The following is a 16,199-nucleotide window of genomic DNA, read 5'->3' as shown; positions in this document are numbered from 1 at the left end:
GTATGTAGTAAAATCCATCCCCTATGATACATAAAAAAGCAGTGGATTGGAATGCATAAAACGTAGGAACATTTTAGTAGCGGATCTTTTTAACATTCTGATAAAGTAGTGGATAAAGGAGATGACAGCATGATGAAATTTAAAATGAAAGAAGTAGGGTTTTCAACCGAATTGGAATATGGGGAATTACATGTAGCGGGGGATGAGCAGTACGGATTCCGTCCGTATCAATTGATGGTGTCCTCCATTGCAGTATGTAGCGGTGGTGTGTTGCGAACGATTCTAATGAAAAAGCGCATGGAAGTGGAGGATATCTCCATGACTGCGGAAGTGACAAGAAACGAAAAAGAAGCAAACCGCATCGAAAAGATACAGATTCATTATGTGATCAAAGGCAAAGATCTGGCGCATGACAAGGTGGAGCAGGCGGTGGAGCTTGCGAAAAAGAATTGTCCGATGGTGCAATCCGTGAAGGATAGCATTGAAGTGACAGAGACTTTTGAAATTGTGGAGTAAAATTTCAAGATAGGGGCCGCGATAGAAATCCTGGCCCCCTTATCAATAGGGGGAGAGAGCAATCGAAATTAAGCCTTTTCAAAAAGAACATGTAGGTGATGCAATCCTCATCTGGCAGGAAACCCTTCAGGCAGATTTTCCAATCACGGAGCGGCTGTTTCTCCAAAATACGATAAAGGAAATCAGCTTCAGCCCATCAGCAAGCTTTGTAGCCATAAAGGATAGCAAACCGGTCGGATTCGTTATCGGCAAGCATTGGCCTCATAGCCATCTTAACTATCATCCTGGCAGTGATGTGGGATGGATCAGTCTGCTGCTGGTCTCCAAGGAGTTTCAAGGTCAGGGCATCGGATCTAAATTGCTCAAGAAAGCAGAGGCAGCATTAGAAAATCTGGGGACAAAAACCATCCATCTCGGACGTGACGTACAGCACTTTTTCCCAGGTGTTCCTTCAGGATACGAGGCTGTCATACAGTGGTTTGAAAAGCGCGGCTACCAAACCGGGGACACGCCGTTTGATATGATACAGTCAATCTATAATATGCCAACCGAATCAACCGCACCATCCCTGGAAATCAGAAGAGGCCGGCATGGAGAAGAGGAATGCATCGTGCACTTCCTTTCCGAAGTGTTCCCTGGTAGATGGGAGTACGAGGCCAGAAGCAGATTCGTTCAGGGGGTGACTGCAGAGGATTATATCGTGATGCGCCATCAAGAAGAAATTGTAGGCTTCTGTAAAATGAACCGTCCAACCGACAAAGTCATCGGGTCAAACGTCTATTGGAGCAAAATGTTCCCGGATAAGATAGTCGGCGGTATCGGTCCACTTGGAATTTCCAGAGAAGTAAGGAAAAGTGGACTTGGACTGGCACTCGTAAGAACGGCGATGGAGGAGCTGCAAAAAAACGGTGTGAATCAGATTATCATAGATTGGACCACTCTGGATGAGTTCTATGGCAAGCTCGGATTCACTCCCTGGAAGCACTACACCCATATGTCCAAATAATTAAAAATATGTCTGTTATGAAATTTAATTTCAGAAAATAAAAATAATATTGACACTGAATATCACCGATACTATACTTAGTACAAGAGCAATTTGTCAGATTAAGGGGCGCTAAAGCATGATCATTGGATTGGATGGCGGGGGCACGAAAACAACAGGAATGGTCGTGGATGAACAAGGGAGAATCCTTGCTGAAGCTACCGTTGGCCCTACAAACCCTAATAGTTCAGACTATGAAACAGTCAAGAAGGAACTGAAAAAGCTTTTTTATTTTTTTACATTGAAGAAACCGCTTACAAAAAAAGATGTCGTCTTTGCAGGAATATCCGGAGTGGAAAGTGGCGGGAAGAAGGAATGGTTTTTGTCTTTGCTTAAAGAGATAACGGGCGAGGCACCGACAATCATCATCGATAACGACGCGATCACCGCCCTTTATTCCGAGACGAAAGGGAAGCCGGGCATTGTCAGTATTTCCGGAACCGGATCGATCAGTTTTGGCATCAATGACAAGGAGGAACGTGCCCGGGTCGGGGGATGGGGCTATCTCATCCAGGACGGTAGCAGCGGATTCGCTATCGGCAAGCGACTCCTGGACTATGTGTTTGAACAATATGACAAGGGGCATGAACCTTGCGAATTGACACAAGCGGTCCTCGATCATTTTGGAGTAGCTGCTATGAGCGAAATAGTCTCGCTTGTCTACGAGCTCCGGAAAACAAGGGACAGGGTCGCGTCACTCGGTAGCATGGTTATTTCTTTTTCAAACAAAGGAAATCAGTTATGTATGGATATTCTGAAAGAAGCTGCAGCCTGCATGCTGAAAGAGATCCATACGCTTTATGAAAAGCTGCACCATGGGAGAGAGTTAGGCGGAAAATTCCCGATCGTCCTGACAGGCGGCATCATCCAGCATTCACACTTGATGCAGTCCTTTCTTGAGGAGGAAGCGGCAAACCGCGATTACCCTTTTGCATTTACACTTCCTTCCTTGCCGCCGATTGCAGGTACCATCTATGCGGCGATCAAGAAAGGGAAGCATGAGGTGGCACCAACATTCACTGAGGTGTTTGAAAAAGAAGTAAGAGACACAGATTTTGTAAAGGGTGGTCAATGATGAATGGTGGATTGTTACGGCTGCGTCAGGCACTCTCGGCAATTAACCCGGCAGAGCGGAATGCAGCAACATTTATTTTAGAAAATCCAAGAGAAGTGGTCACTCTTTCGGTCAAGGAACTGGCGGAGAAAAGTGATTCGAGTCAGGCAGCCATCATTCGCCTTTGCAAAAAAATCGGCTTGGATGGCTACAAAGAACTGAAGCTTCGAATCGCCGGTGATATGACATCGTTTGAGAAGGAACAGGAGGAATACCACGAGTTCAAGGACAACGATGACATTCCCACATTTATGAAGACGATTACGGAAAACAACGTCCTTTCTTTAAGGGATACGCTCCACCTTCTGGACAAAAATGAGGTGGAAGCGGCGGTTCATTATATACATACTTCCAATCGTATCGACTTTTACGGTGTGGGAGCCTCCCAGTTGATTGCACAGGATGCCCAGCTGAAGTTTATGAGAATAAATAAGCTGTGTACGGCATATGCAGATGCCCATATTCAATTGACATCTGCCGCAACCTTGACCAACACGGATGTGGCGGTCGGGATATCGTACTCAGGGGAAACGAGTCACACGCTTGCTGCAATCAGGCAGGCAAAGGAAGTGGGAGCGAAGACAATCGCGATTACAAAATACGGCTCCAATTCATTGAAGGAGCTAGCAGACATAACATTATGCATCTCTTCCATGGAATCTTCCATCAGAAGTGCGGCAACCTCCTCGAGGATTTCGCAGCTGAATGTGATCGATATCCTGTTCACAGCAGTAGCAGCAAGAGATTTTGATCAATCCGTAGCTTATTTGAAACGTTCACGGGAAGCGGTTCAGAAAGCGTATCGCTCAGAATGAATACACACTAAAAAGGTGATGTGATAAATGGGATTAGAAAACTTACAGAATCTGGTGACTGAACAGCAGAATGGAAAGACCACCCAGATTGATAGACAATCAACAGAAGAAATATTAGCTATCATCAATGAAGAAGATCAAACAGTACCGCTTCACATCCAGAAGGAAATTCCAAGTATCGCAAAAGTGGTCGACAGCGTCGTGGAATCCTTTGAAGCGGGGGGACGCCTTTTCTATGTAGGAGCCGGTACTTCCGGACGAATCGGGATTCTCGATGCATCCGAATGCCCGCCAACCTATGGCACTCCACCGGAAATGGTGAAAGCGATCATCGCTGGAGGCGAGCCTGCCATCTTTAAAGCGGTGGAAGGCGCAGAGGACAGCGAGGAGCTTGGGGCAAATGACATCAAGCAGCATGGCGTCAGATTGCACGATGTCGTCATCGGCATCACGGCAAGCGGACGTGCCCCATATGTCATCGGCGCATTGAAACAGGCTAAGGAGCTTGGGGCCAAAACGGTATCCTTTACTTGTACAAAGGACGCTACACTTAATACTGTAGCAGATTACAAGATTAATATAGAAGTAGGGCCGGAAGTGATTACTGGCTCCACCAGAATGAAAGCGGGTACTACACAGAAGCTTGTGTTGAATATGATCACGACCACTTCCATGGTGAAGATAGGGAAGGTGTTCAATAACCTGATGGTCGATGTCCAGCCTTTGAACAAAAAGCTGGTGGACCGTGCAAAACGCATCATTCAGCAAGTGACGGGATGTTCCTCAGATGAAGCAACAACATTGTTTGACAGTTCAGAAGGAAACCCGAAAGTGGCAATCATCATGTATACGTGTCAGGTGGACGCCGTGAAAGCGGCAGAGCTGCTCAGTGACGCAAAGGGATTCGTTTATAAGGCTATAAAGGCTTATAATAAAAATTAATTTTCAAGGGGGAATTGGAAATGAAAAAGGGGTTAAGTTTAGCAATGGTTATGTTGCTCGTTGCTTCCATTATCCTTGGTTGTTCCAACAGCAGTTCTTCATCCGATAAAAAGGATGTTGTAAAGGTTTGGACATATCCGGTGCATGGTGAGTACGAAGCAGAACTGAAAGAATTAGTTGCTTCTTTTGAGAAGGAAAACGAAAATATCGAAATCGAGTATGAAGTATTGAGCTGGGCTGAAGGTCCACAAAAATTCGATATCGCATTAAACTCCGGTAATCCACCAGATGTTTATTTCGGTAAGCCACAAGGTAAATATGTTGATTCAGGTCTGCTAGTGCCTCTAGACGACAAATTGAATGTTTCAAAAGATGACTACAACCAAGTTGCTTTGGACTACATGAAAATCGAAGACAAACTTTACGGTCTTCCAATCTACATGTTCCTTCACGTATGGGGTGGAAATAAGCAGCTTCTAGAAGAGGCTGGCATCGATTATGAAAAGATTCAACAAGAAGGCTGGACTTGGAAGGAATTCGAAGACCTGGCGAAAAAAGGCGTTGGAAAGAATGCAGCTGGTGACGACAAATACGGCTTTGTTTTCCAAGGGAACAATGAAGAGCTGTTAGTACACCTTGCGATGAACAATGGATTGCCAAACCGCTACACAGAAGATGGCATCACATGGAATGACGAGAAAATCCTGGAAACAATGAAATACATCAAAAATTTAGTAGACTCAGGCATAATGCCAAAAGAAACGGCGGCTGTGGATCCTGCGAAACGTATGGAGCTATACTACAACCACCAAGCACTATTCTTCGGTCGCGCAATTCCTTACTTTGATCCTGTAGTAGAAGCACGCAACCAGGAAATCAAAGACGGAAAAGTGGAAGGGGAAGAAGTAAACTTTGTTCTTTTACCAATCCCTCATAACGAAGGTGAAGAGCAAGTATCTTTCGGTGGTTCTGAAGGTTACATGATGTTCACACAGAAGAATGCAAAAGAAGATCACATGAAGAACAGCGTGAAGGTACTTGAGCACCTTACAAGTGCAGAAGCTGGAAAAGCGGCGGCAGCACTAGCATTACCACAGGTTCATAAAGATGCAGAAGGCAAGTTTGAAATGCCGCTTGCACCTTACAATAAAGTTGCAGCAGAAGTATTGGCTTCTCACGTTTTACCACCAAGCAATGCATCTGCAGCGGCAGCTGCGAAAGATGACCGCTTCCGTACAGAAGTTGTCATTCCGACTTTCCAAGGTCTACTAAGCGGAGAATTGACTCCTGAAGAGGCGGCGGAAGAGTTCAAAACCAAGGGAGAAGCTATTTTCTCCCAGTAAGCCATAAGGAAGAGGAGGGAGCGTAACTGCTCTTCCTCTTTTATTTTAAAGGTCTTGTTTCCGTTCGGTCAGAAGGAAAACAGCCACCTTAAATCTGGAGGTGTAAGTGTAGACAATGCCAAACCAATCAGCGGTCTCCGTATCGAAAAAATTCAATTTCTCCCAATTTATAAAAGATTATGGCTGGTGCTATGCATTTATCGCGGTCCCTATCATTCTGTTTCTCATGTTTACACTCTTCCCTGTCGGCTACGCCCTTGTCATGAGTTTTCAAAAATACCATGTACTTGGTTCCACTTGGGTTGGGTTAGACAACTATAAGACGATGGTAAACGACGATATCTTCTGGAAGGCGATGTGGAACACCTTCGTTTTCACAGTCGGTACAGTACCGGTAAACGTCGCAATCACTTTATTTCTTGCAGTACTGATATTCCCGAGAGCAAAAAAGGCGCAGACCTTTTTCAAAGCTGCACTTTACTTGCCGACGGTAGCTTCCGGAGTAACGGTTGCGCTAGTATGGTTCTGGATTTATGACCCGACAAAAGCGGGACTATTCAATATGTTCCTTGAAATGCTTGGGTTCGACAATATCATGTGGCTTGGGCAAAGCAGTACAGCATTGCTTTCTATTATGCTAATGTCCTATCTTACTGGACACGGCTCCGGTATCATCCTTTACTTGGCTGCAATGGGCGGAATACCGAAGTCCCTGTATGAAGCAGCAGACATCGACCACGCTTCTGAATGGTCGAAATTCCGTAATATAACATGGCCATTATTGAAACCTACTACTCTCTATTTATTGGTGACCGGGATCATCATGAGCTTCCAGGTGTTCATGAGCATATACCTTATGACACAGGGTGGTCCGAACTTTGCGACAACCACCATCGCCTATCTGATCTATACGCATGCCTTCCAATACTATCAATTCGGTCTGGCCGCAGCGGAATCATTTGTGCTTGGAGCAGTCATTATCCTGGCATCTGTTATACAATTTAAAGTCATGTCATCTGACGTGGAATTTTAGGAAAGGAGGAAAATCTACATGCAACCAGCAACCAATACAAACAATGCACAATATGCAGAGCTTGCCATCAAAAGAGAGAAAGCAAGAAATCAGCGCAAAAAGGTCTACAGTGTACTAAGTTGGGCGATTCTTTTGTTCTGGGTGGTGCTGACCATCATCCCGCTCTACTGGATGGTGATTTCCTCCTTCCGGGATACCACGATCTCCGCATCCTTTAAGCCGGAATGGTTTCCATCCAAGGTGACACTGGCTACATATATCCGATTCTTGACGGAAACAGACGCAGCTCGCTGGTTAATGAATAGCTTGTTCGTTTCAAGTGTACTGACTTTATCCAACGTCGTCTTCTCTTCACTTGCAGGGTATGCATTCGCGAAACTGAGCTTCCCGGGCAGAAAAACGATTTTCTGGCTGTTGCTTGGTACGATGATGATCCCGGCTCAGGTTACCTTGATTCCGGTGTACATCATGGTCGTGAACATTTTCGGCTTGGTGGATACGTATCTTGCAATCATGCTCCCAATGTTCACAGTGGTCGGGAATATCTTCCTGATGAAGCAATACATGTCGACATTGCCGACGACACTTATCCAGGCAGCACGAATTGACGGCTGCAGCGAGTTCGGGATTTTCCGGAAAGTCATCCTGCCCATCTCCAAGCCTGGGGTAGCGGTACTTGCAATCTTTACATTCGTATCAACATGGAATGAATTCTTCTGGCCGTTCCTTGTGACGCAATCAAGCTCCATGAGAACGATCCAGGTCGGACTTGCAAGCTTCAAGTTCCAGGACGCAACAGATTACGGGGCGATGATGGCAGGCTCGGTGCTTGCGGCCTTGCCAATGTTTATTTTATTCTTTGCCCTACAGCGTTACTTCTTACAGGGTATAACAATCGGTGCAGTGAAAGGATAGGTGTTTAAGGAATGGCAAGTATAAAAATAGAAAATGTAACAAAAACATTCGTGGACGACAAACGGGGCGGCACATTCACTGCTGTCAATGATGCTACATTTGAAATAAAAGATAAAGAGTTTCTCGTTTTCGTAGGCCCATCCGGCTGCGGCAAAACGACCTCACTCCGCATGATCGCAGGGCTTGAACGCCAGACATCAGGGAACATCTATATTGGGGACAAAGTGGTCAACAATATGCATCCGAAGGACCGCGATATCGCGATGGTATTCCAGGACTACGCCTTGTATCCGCATATGACGATCGAGCAGAATCTTGCATTCGGCCTGAAAAATATGAAGACATCCAAAGAGGAAATCAAGGAGAAAATCGAGTATGCCTCCAAAATTCTTGGACTCGATGAACTCTTGGACCGCAAACCGAAAGAGCTTAGTGGGGGGCAGCGCCAAAGGGTGGCAGTAGGACGCGCAATCGTCCGTAACCCGAAGGTATTCCTTTTCGACGAGCCGCTTTCCAACCTGGATGCAAAGCTGCGCGTACAGATGCGCATCGAGCTTGCCGAGCTGCATCAGCGCCTCGGAGCAACCATCGTATATGTAACGCATGATCAGGTCGAAGCCATGACACTCGGCGAAAGAATCGTCGTCATGAACAAAGGGGAAATCCAGCAGATCGCTTCTCCAAGAGATCTGTACCGCAACCCGGCAAATATGTTCGTCGCAGGATTTATTGGGTCTCCACCAATGAACTTCTTTGATGCTATACTAGAAACAGAGAACAAACTTCGTGTGGGAGAATTGACATTCACCATCCCTGAAGCGCTTATAAAACAATACAAAGCCTATGTCGGCAAAAAAGTGGTGCTGGGACTTCGTCCGGAAGACATCTATGATGAAGAGTTCGCATTTACCGTCCCGACAGACAACAAAGCGAACATCAAAGTGAAAGCAATCGAACATCTAGGCGGCGAAAACCTCGTATACTTCACAATGGGAGACCGCATGATCACCGCCAAAGTAAGCGGCGAAAGCTTCATCCGCCCACTGGAAGAAAAAACATTTGTCTTCAACCTGGATAAAATGCACCTGTTTGACCCGGTGACTGAGTTAAGGATTTTTTAAAAAATAATGTAAAAGTAGAATTTTGATTTATAAAACGTCTCTAGCTGTTGATTGGAGCAATAGGCGAAGACTCCTGCGGGAGGTAGCGGTAGGCTGGAGACCCCACAGGGCGAAGCCCGAGGAGGCTCCAGCACCGCCCCGCGGAAAGCGCAGCCTAGTGCGGAAATCAACAGCGGTGGATAATGGAGACAATCATAAAGGAGAGAATGCAGATGGATGGATTGACACATATTTTACGAGTAACAGGAAGAGAGTACTACAAACACATAGTAGCGATGGTATTCATCAGCTTTTTGGTCGTAACGGTGCTAAGTCCGTCCTTCTTTCTCATCCAATTGCCATACTCTATTTTTTACGTAATGCTCGTAAGCGGACCGATTTTTGTGGGGGCGGCATGGGCTGTCCAGCAGCTTCTATTAGATAAAAGCCAATCCGTGATCGTCATGTTTTTCACCGGCATGAAAAAATACTTTCTGGCAAGCGTCGGGTACAGTCTGTTTCTATCCTTCTTTGTTGTAATTGTCGCAGCATCATGGTGGCACTACACACAAGTCGGCGGAACGTTCGCATTCGCATTGGCGTGTTTCCAGTCCTACTTTTGCGGAATGATTTTCCTGAGCCAGATCTACACGATTCCATTATTGGTGAAATTCCAGTATTCCCTAAAGGACAGCATCTTCACCAGCGTCAAGCTGCTTGTGAAAAATCCGCTGTATACGATTCTATCATTCCTGCAGATTACATCGATTTTCTGCCTATTGCTACTATCCGTAGTAGGACTGTTTTTCCTGTTTCCAAGCCTGTCCACGCTCTTCTGCAATATTGTCACAAGCAATGTCATTGGGACAGAGGAAGAGGATACAGATTGGAACCCTGTTAGTGCCTAAATGGAGGAGGGATCTTTTGAAAAAGGTGACATACGGCATTGATCGCTTTTTGCAAAACGGTTTGGAAGCTTGGGCTGGCAAGAGCATTGCCCTCGTAACGAATCAGACGGGAATGACCTCAAGCTTCCAATCCACGATCGATGCACTCAATGAAGCAGAATCTATCAGACTGACAAAGCTTTTCGCTTGTGAACACGGAATCAGGGGGGACGTCCAGGCAGGCGTCCATGTGGAGGATACAACAGACCCGAAAACCTCGCTTCCCGTGTACAGCTTATATGGACCGACCAAGAAGGTATCTACAGAATTGCTCGCAGATGTAGATGCCATTTTTTTTGATATTCAGGATGTCGGGGTACGCTTCTATACGTTCCTTGCAACCGTAAAAAATGTGATGGAGGCATGTGCCAAGACCGGTACATCATTCGTCGTGCTGGATCGGCCGAACCCGATTGCACCGATTGTATCCGGGAATGTGCTGGATATGGCTTACAGCTCTTTTGTCGGGCCATATGAGCTGCCGGTGAGCCTTGGGCTGACGGTTGGGGAATATGCGAAGCTCGTTCAACGAGAAGTTTATCCGGATGCAGACCTCCATGTATATGAAGTGGAAAACTGGAACCGCTCCATGTGGGGCGAGGACTGGCAGCAGCCATGGATCCCGCCATCACCGAATATCCCGCATTTTACGACTACACTCTATTATCCTATCAGCTGTTTTATTGAAGGGACGAACCTCTCAGAAGGCCGCGGAACAACGAAGCCATTTGAATGGATCGGGGCTCCTTGGTTCAAGCAGGATGAAATGATGGAGCATTTTTCCCGTAAGGAACTGCCTGGACTGGAGCTTGTACCGGCATTTTTCACACCGAACATGAGCAAGCATCAGGGTGACTTATGCAGAGGGCTGCAATTGATTATTACGGACAGGAATGGGCTTGATGCTGCAAGGCTTGGCTTTGAATTGTTACATAGCATCTTTGCCGTGCACGATGGTGAGGCACAGTGGCTCGAGCCATTCAAGGAGGGCATGCATCCTTTCATCGACCTGCTGTGGGGAACAGATAAGGTGAGAAAGGGGATTGACCAGGGGCTTTCTTTTGAAGAGGTAGCGGAAGACTGGCCGTCCGGATTGGAAGATTGGAAGATAAGAACAAGTTCCATTTTGCTTTATTCATAGACTTTTTTTAAAAGGGGAGAAAAGCGTATGAAACAGATTCATGAAATGATACTTGAGGAGAAAGTAGGCCAACTGTTCATGGCAGGTTTCCACGGAACAGAGCCGTCCGAGAATATAACGAAGCTAATACAGGATTACCATATTGGCGGAGTGATTTATTTTACAAGGAATGTGAAGAACACGAAGCAGGTATATGAGCTGTCCAGCAGTTTGCAAAAGGTTGCGAAGGACGCAGGCAAACTTCCGCTGTTCATTTCAATTGACCAGGAGGGCGGCATGGTTGCGCGGATAACCGAGGGCGTAACGTTAAGCCCCGGCAACATGGCATTGGGCGCAACAGGCGATAAGGAAGCAGCTTATCAGTTGAGTAAAATTGTCGGGAAAGAGCTGCGTGCACTTGGAGTAAACATGAACTTTGCCCCTTGTGTGGATGTGAACAATAACCCTTTGAACCCGGTAATCGGCGTCCGATCCTATGGCGAGGATCCCCGCGTTGTCGCAGAGTTTGGGGTGGAAGCGGTAAGAGGCCTGCAAGCTGAGCATGTGTCTGCAGTAAGCAAGCACTTCCCAGGGCACGGCGACACCAACGTCGATTCCCACTTGGACCTGCCTGTGATTTCACATGGACTGGAAAGCCTGGAGCTCGTCCCATTCAAGGAGACATTTGCTCATGACGTGGACGGCGTGATGGTCGCACATATCAACTTCAAATCCATTGAACCCGATAATGTTCCTTCAACGTTATCCAAGCGCATCGTGAGCGGATTGCTGCGTGAAAAGCTGGGCTATGAAGGTGTGGCGATGACCGACTGCATGGAAATGAACGCGATCATCGAGTATTACGGAATCGAAGAAGCATCAGTCATGGCGATTGAAGCGGGCATCGACATTGTGTTGATCAGCCATACGTTTGAGCGCCAGTACAAAGCAATGGAGGCTGTGAAAAAGGCGGTGGAAAGCGGCCGGCTGACTATGGAACAGGTAGACCGCTCTGTAGCGCGGGTGTTGAAGCTGAAGGAAAAGAGGAAGCTTGCGGAATCAGTGGCTTCTTGGGAAGAGGCAGCGGCGCTAATCGGTCATGATGCGGACTTGGCATTTGCTCATAGCGTAAGCGAAAAGAGCATGACGCTTGTGAAGGATAGCGGGTCGTTTATGCCTTTGGCTGCTGATCAGAAAGTTTTGGTGGTTTGTGTCGATCCGAATGTGGCGACAGAGGTAGATGAGACGTTGGCTACGAAGGTAACGGTTGGAACTTATTTAAAGGCTGCTTTGCCACATGCGGAGGAAGTGTCCGTGACGGTGGCACCAACTGAAGAAGAAATCGCTCGAATCGCCAAGCAGGCTGGGGATTTTGACAAAGTGGTGGTTGCGACGTATCAGGCGGTGGCGAACCCTTCACAGGTTGAATTGGTTCGGAAGCTTGTGGCCTCCTTTGGCGACCGTGTTGGCGTTGTGGCGATGCGCAGCCCTTACGATATCGGAAAATTCCCGGAGGCTTCTACGTATCTTGTCACCTATGAGAGCCGGGCGCTTGCTTTGGAATCTGCCAGCAAGGTGCTATTGGGCCAGCTCAAGGCGACCGGGAAACTGCCCATCACGCTACTGGATGCCAAGGTAAACAACGGATGATCCAGCTTTTACAGAAGCTTGCTGAAAAAGAGGAGCGAATTGGGCTCGGCTTGATGTCCGGAACCTCTGTCGATGGTGTGGATGTTGGGATTGTGTCGGTAAAAGGTGCCGGGGAAAAGATGTCTTACAAGGAGCTTGCATTTGAAAATATTGCGATCTCCGGGGAATTGCGTGAGCGGATCTTCCGGCAGTTCGATCCTGCGGCAAGCTCGGTGGATGCCTTGTGCAGTCTTAATTTTGAGCTTGGGGAGATGTTCTCAAAAGCGGCGGAGTCTGTTGTGAAGAAACATGGTTTCGGGGTGGAGGATATTGATTTCATCGGATCGCATGGACAGACTTTGTACCACATTCCTGTGGAGGGAGCTGGCTTGGTTCGTTCCACCTTGCAGCTCGGTGAAGCATCCGTCATTGCGGAAAAGTTTGGCTGCCCTGTAGTGTCCGACTTCCGTGTTCGTGATATGGCAGCAGGCGGAGGCGGTGCACCGCTTGTTCCTTATGTGGATTATCTGCTGTTCAGATCGGCTTCCGAAAGCATCGCACTGCAGAATATCGGCGGCATCGGGAATGTCACTTATCTGCCTGCGGGATGCAGTCCGGGTCAGGTGGTTGCCTTTGATACAGGGCCGGGAAATATGATCATGGACGAAGCGATCTCGATCCTGACGGAGGGCCAGACCCATTATGATGATGGCGGACGAGTGGCTGCAAATGGTCATGCAGATGAAGAGGTGTTACTCGAATTACTTGCGGATCCTTACTTCAGTATGGCGATTCCGAAGAGTACTGGGCGAGAGTTGTTTGGTGCTTCTTATACACGTGAACTTGTCGGGCGACTACTTTCGAAGGGGCTTTCCGATGCGGACATTATGGCGACAGTCACTAAATTCACTGCAATGACGATTGTGGATCAGTACAAACGCTTTTTGGAAGGCCCGGTTGATACGCTGATTGTCAGCGGCGGAGGGGCGTATAATGCGACCTTGCTAGGGTATTTGAGTGAACTGGGCTCTTTTGAGGTGAAGACGCAAGAGGATTACGGATTTTCCAGTGATTCGAAGGAAGCGGTGGCGTTTGCACTGCTCGCTAACGAGACACTGTTTGGCGTGCCGAACAATTTGCCATCAGCGACGGGGGCAAGGAAGCCTGTGGTTCTGGGGAAGTTGACTGTGTGAAATGATTAGAGGATCGATTTCCTTCTCGGATGGAGGAAATCGATCCTTTTTTATTCGAATTTTGGTTACCTATAAAAAGGCTTATACAAATAATAAAGATATCGATAAAACGAAATCGACGTCTTATTATGATGAATGATGAAATGCTGTGGCTTATAGCCCCGGTTAAAGCCACGCGGCAGCTTCGAGAGTTCGGCCAGATGTTTAATGGACGGTCTTGCCACAATATTGATCAAAGCCGCCGGGGTAGTGCTGTCTGGCTGCCTCACACTGTTTAAAAAATCTGTGATCTCTTGTGCTGTCTTGATTCCGATTCCGTGTCCAAAATACATCTCATTCCCCATCACAATGGCATTTTCTCCTCTCCACCAAGGAGTTTCCGGATGATAGCCAGGATTATTGAAATAGGCAACATCCCCAGGTATCAGGTGTTTGGTTAGAAGGGATTGGACACCAAGGTCGACGTCAGTGTGCCAGCTGTATAAGTAGAGATTTTGGAATAACTGATTAAACAGCTTTTCACCAATAGTCATCAGCGCTGCACGATAATAGATCATAATCATTGCAGTGGCACATTCATACGCATAAAGGGAACTATTTTTGAAAATATCTCGAATAGCAGCAGCCGGCTCGACACCATCCCTCAACTGGAAGGCACCTTTCGTTGTCATCATCCAGTAATCCGGATTCCCCACGGATCCTGCGAAGGTTTCGAACCGAGCCTCCCCTTGACTCATCAGCTCCGCACTCAAAATGATATTCTTCCTGAAAGTAAGCTCAAATTGCAGTTCCTCCATTGATTCATAGGAGTGGATATCCGGGTCATCCATCAATGATTGGACAATCGTTGCATCCATGCTTGCGGGTGGCCACAGGTCGGTTTGGTCGAAGGGTTTTCCTGATAGTTGTATCATGATATTCCTCTTTTCTGGGTGGCGTTGTATCTAGCGTATTCGGGATGGGGGTGATTGTGAACAAAAAAGCCACATCTCCTAATTGGAAATGCGGCCCCAGCTTAAAAATCGTAATCATCTAATATTTTCTTCGTTATCAGGTTATATCCTTTTTCATTAGGATGGAGTGCATCACTGAAGTAATCAGTTGATTTTTTTTGGAAAAGATCATTAGTAGAAATGAATTTTATTTTCTCATAGTCATCGATGATTGTTTTGCTTTTCTCGTTCCATTCGGCAATTTCATCTTCTATTTCCTGTGATTCGGGATAGGGATTATAGAGTCCGAGGAACAGGATTGGTACATCTTTATTTTCCTCACGGATAATTCCCAGGATTTTTTTGAGGTTGCGTTCATAGTCGGCTAGTCCTACTGCAATTCTCTCTTCATTGATTTCTTTCAGGTCGCCGCCGTTACTCTCTATTAAATCATTGGTTCCTATAAATAAAGTGACATAATCCGCATCTTGCAGATCACTTTTCACTTTTGACTTCTTTACCTGCTGCAGTAGCCCGTCCGTCTGCTGGTCGGGGATTCCATGATTCTCTACAGTAATGATGGCATTCTTTTCTTCCTTTAATTGTTTTTCCAAGCTTTCAACAAAACCCTCGCCGGATTCATCACCGACTCCATGGGTGAGAGAGTCTCCAAGTGAGACCATTTTCTCCGATTCATTGGGAACAGATAGTGCTTTGTTCTGTTGGGTTAAATTTAAGACACCGACCGCAATCAGGACGACTGCGACCAAGGCGGTGACAAAGGTGATGGTTTTTTTCATGATGAGCCTCCTTGTGATAGTGTATTTTTCCCTGTAGGGTGGGTTGTTAAACTTTTGGGGTGTGGGAGTGCGATGAATGAACCCACATTGAGACCACGAAAAATCAAAACGGGGTGTATGGTGGTCTCAAAAGCCCCGGTTGAAACCACGAAAAAGCAGAAAGAAGGGAATGGCGGCATCAAAAACTTTGGTTGAGACCACGAAAAAGCAAAACGGGGTGTATGGTGGTCTCAGAAGCCCCTGTTGAGACCACGAAAAAGCAAAACGGGGTGTATGGTGGTCTCAAAAGCCCCGGTTGAGACCACGAAAAATCAAAACGGGGTGTATGGTGGTCTCAAAAGCCCCGGTTGAGACTACGAAAAGGCAAAAAGAAGGAAATGGCGGTCTCAAAAGTCCCGGTTGAGACCACGAAAATGCAAAAAGAAGGAAATGGCGGCCTCAAAAGCTTTGGTTGAGGTCTCAAAAGCCCCGGTTGAAACCACGAAAAAGCAAAAAGAAGGAAATGGCGGCCTCAAAAGCTTTGGTTGAGACCACGAAAAAGCAAAACGGGGTGTATGGTGGTCTCAAAAGCCCCTGTTGAAACCACTAAAAAGCAAAAAGAAGGAAATGGCGGCCTCAAAAGCTTTGGTTGAGACCACGAAAAAGCAAAACGGGGAGTATAGTGGTCTCAAAAGCCCCGGTTGAAACCACGAAAAAGCAAAAAGAAGGAAATGGCGGCCTCAAAAGCTTTGGTTGAGACCACGAAAAAGCAAAAA

Annotated in this window: 16 protein-coding genes; 13 read left to right on the top strand and 3 right to left on the bottom strand. The window is 46.7% G+C overall.

What is annotated here, in order from left to right; all coding sequences use genetic code 11:
- Positions 1–132 precede the first annotated feature (132 nt).
- The gene (locus tag ACFVAD_RS08595; protein ID WP_386638333.1) at positions 133–516 is read left to right on the top strand and encodes an OsmC family protein; all 384 of its coding nucleotides are present in this window, start codon (positions 133–135) and stop codon (positions 514–516) included.
- Between the two features lie 126 nt (positions 517–642).
- Here ACFVAD_RS08595 and ACFVAD_RS08590 read toward each other — a convergent pair whose 3' ends face one another.
- Positions 643–768, bottom strand: a complete 126-nt coding sequence (locus ACFVAD_RS08590; protein ID WP_386638172.1) for a hypothetical protein — start codon at positions 766–768, stop codon at positions 643–645.
- On the opposite strand from ACFVAD_RS08590, the gene ACFVAD_RS08585 reads away from it, so the two are divergent.
- The 12 genes from ACFVAD_RS08585 (at position 731) to ACFVAD_RS08530 (ending at position 13,712) form a co-directional block, all read left to right on the top strand.
- A complete protein-coding gene (locus ACFVAD_RS08585; protein ID WP_386638331.1) occupies positions 731–1,522 on the top strand; it encodes a GNAT family N-acetyltransferase in 792 nt (263 codons plus the stop codon). The genes ACFVAD_RS08590 and ACFVAD_RS08585 overlap by 38 nt on opposite strands.
- Before the next feature lie 118 nt (positions 1,523–1,640).
- Positions 1,641–2,636, top strand: a complete 996-nt coding sequence (locus ACFVAD_RS08580; RefSeq protein ID WP_386638169.1) for an N-acetylglucosamine kinase — start codon at positions 1,641–1,643, stop codon at positions 2,634–2,636.
- Positions 2,633–3,490, top strand: coding sequence for a MurR/RpiR family transcriptional regulator (locus ACFVAD_RS08575; protein WP_386638167.1), 858 nt, complete (start codon positions 2,633–2,635; stop codon positions 3,488–3,490). The genes ACFVAD_RS08580 and ACFVAD_RS08575 overlap by 4 nt, the downstream gene beginning before the upstream one ends.
- A gap of 27 nt (positions 3,491–3,517) precedes the next feature.
- Complete coding sequence (gene murQ / locus ACFVAD_RS08570) at positions 3,518–4,432, top strand: N-acetylmuramic acid 6-phosphate etherase (RefSeq protein ID WP_386638165.1); 915 nt, start codon at positions 3,518–3,520, stop codon at positions 4,430–4,432.
- Between the two features lie 20 nt (positions 4,433–4,452).
- Complete coding sequence (locus ACFVAD_RS08565; RefSeq protein ID WP_386638163.1) at positions 4,453–5,775, top strand: ABC transporter substrate-binding protein; 1,323 nt, start codon at positions 4,453–4,455, stop codon at positions 5,773–5,775.
- A 115-nt stretch (positions 5,776–5,890) separates the two neighbouring features.
- Positions 5,891–6,808: a carbohydrate ABC transporter permease gene (locus tag ACFVAD_RS08560; protein WP_386638160.1), complete on the top strand. Its 918-nt coding sequence runs from the start codon at positions 5,891–5,893 to the stop codon at positions 6,806–6,808.
- A gap of 171 nt (positions 6,809–6,979) precedes the next feature.
- Positions 6,980–7,723, top strand: coding sequence for a carbohydrate ABC transporter permease (locus ACFVAD_RS08555; protein WP_386638329.1), 744 nt, complete (start codon positions 6,980–6,982; stop codon positions 7,721–7,723).
- 11 nt (positions 7,724–7,734) lie between these two features.
- Positions 7,735–8,844 (top strand): ABC transporter ATP-binding protein, encoded by a 1,110-nt coding sequence (locus ACFVAD_RS08550; RefSeq protein ID WP_386638157.1) that lies wholly within the window; start codon positions 7,735–7,737, stop codon positions 8,842–8,844.
- Positions 8,845–9,056: 212 nt separating this feature from the next.
- On the top strand, positions 9,057–9,731 hold the full coding sequence (locus ACFVAD_RS08545) for a YesL family protein (protein ID WP_386638154.1): 675 nt from the start codon (positions 9,057–9,059) through the stop codon (positions 9,729–9,731).
- Between the two features lie 25 nt (positions 9,732–9,756).
- Positions 9,757–10,911: an exo-beta-N-acetylmuramidase NamZ family protein gene (locus tag ACFVAD_RS08540; RefSeq protein WP_386638327.1), complete on the top strand. Its 1,155-nt coding sequence runs from the start codon at positions 9,757–9,759 to the stop codon at positions 10,909–10,911.
- A 27-nt stretch (positions 10,912–10,938) separates the two neighbouring features.
- Positions 10,939–12,540, top strand: coding sequence for a glycoside hydrolase family 3 protein (locus ACFVAD_RS08535; RefSeq protein ID WP_386638151.1), 1,602 nt, complete (start codon positions 10,939–10,941; stop codon positions 12,538–12,540).
- Entirely contained in the window at positions 12,537–13,712 is a 1,176-nt protein-coding gene (locus tag ACFVAD_RS08530) for an anhydro-N-acetylmuramic acid kinase (protein WP_386638148.1), read from the top strand. Before ACFVAD_RS08535 ends, ACFVAD_RS08530 begins: the two co-directional genes overlap by 4 nt.
- Before the next feature lie 65 nt (positions 13,713–13,777).
- Here the strand turns inward: ACFVAD_RS08530 and ACFVAD_RS08525 are convergent, their stop codons facing one another.
- On the bottom strand, positions 13,778–14,626 hold the full coding sequence (locus ACFVAD_RS08525; RefSeq protein ID WP_386638145.1) for a protein-glutamine gamma-glutamyltransferase: 849 nt from the start codon (positions 14,624–14,626) through the stop codon (positions 13,778–13,780).
- A gap of 101 nt (positions 14,627–14,727) precedes the next feature.
- Positions 14,728–15,444 (bottom strand): DUF459 domain-containing protein, encoded by a 717-nt coding sequence (locus ACFVAD_RS08520; protein WP_386638143.1) that lies wholly within the window; start codon positions 15,442–15,444, stop codon positions 14,728–14,730.
- Between the last annotated feature and the right edge of the window lie 755 nt (positions 15,445–16,199).

Origin of the sequence: Sutcliffiella sp. NPDC057660, from assembly GCF_042800035.1 — a bacterium.
GTDB lineage: Bacteria > Bacillota > Bacilli > Bacillales > Bacillaceae_I > Sutcliffiella_A.
This window is presented reverse-complemented; position numbering and strand designations above follow the sequence as displayed.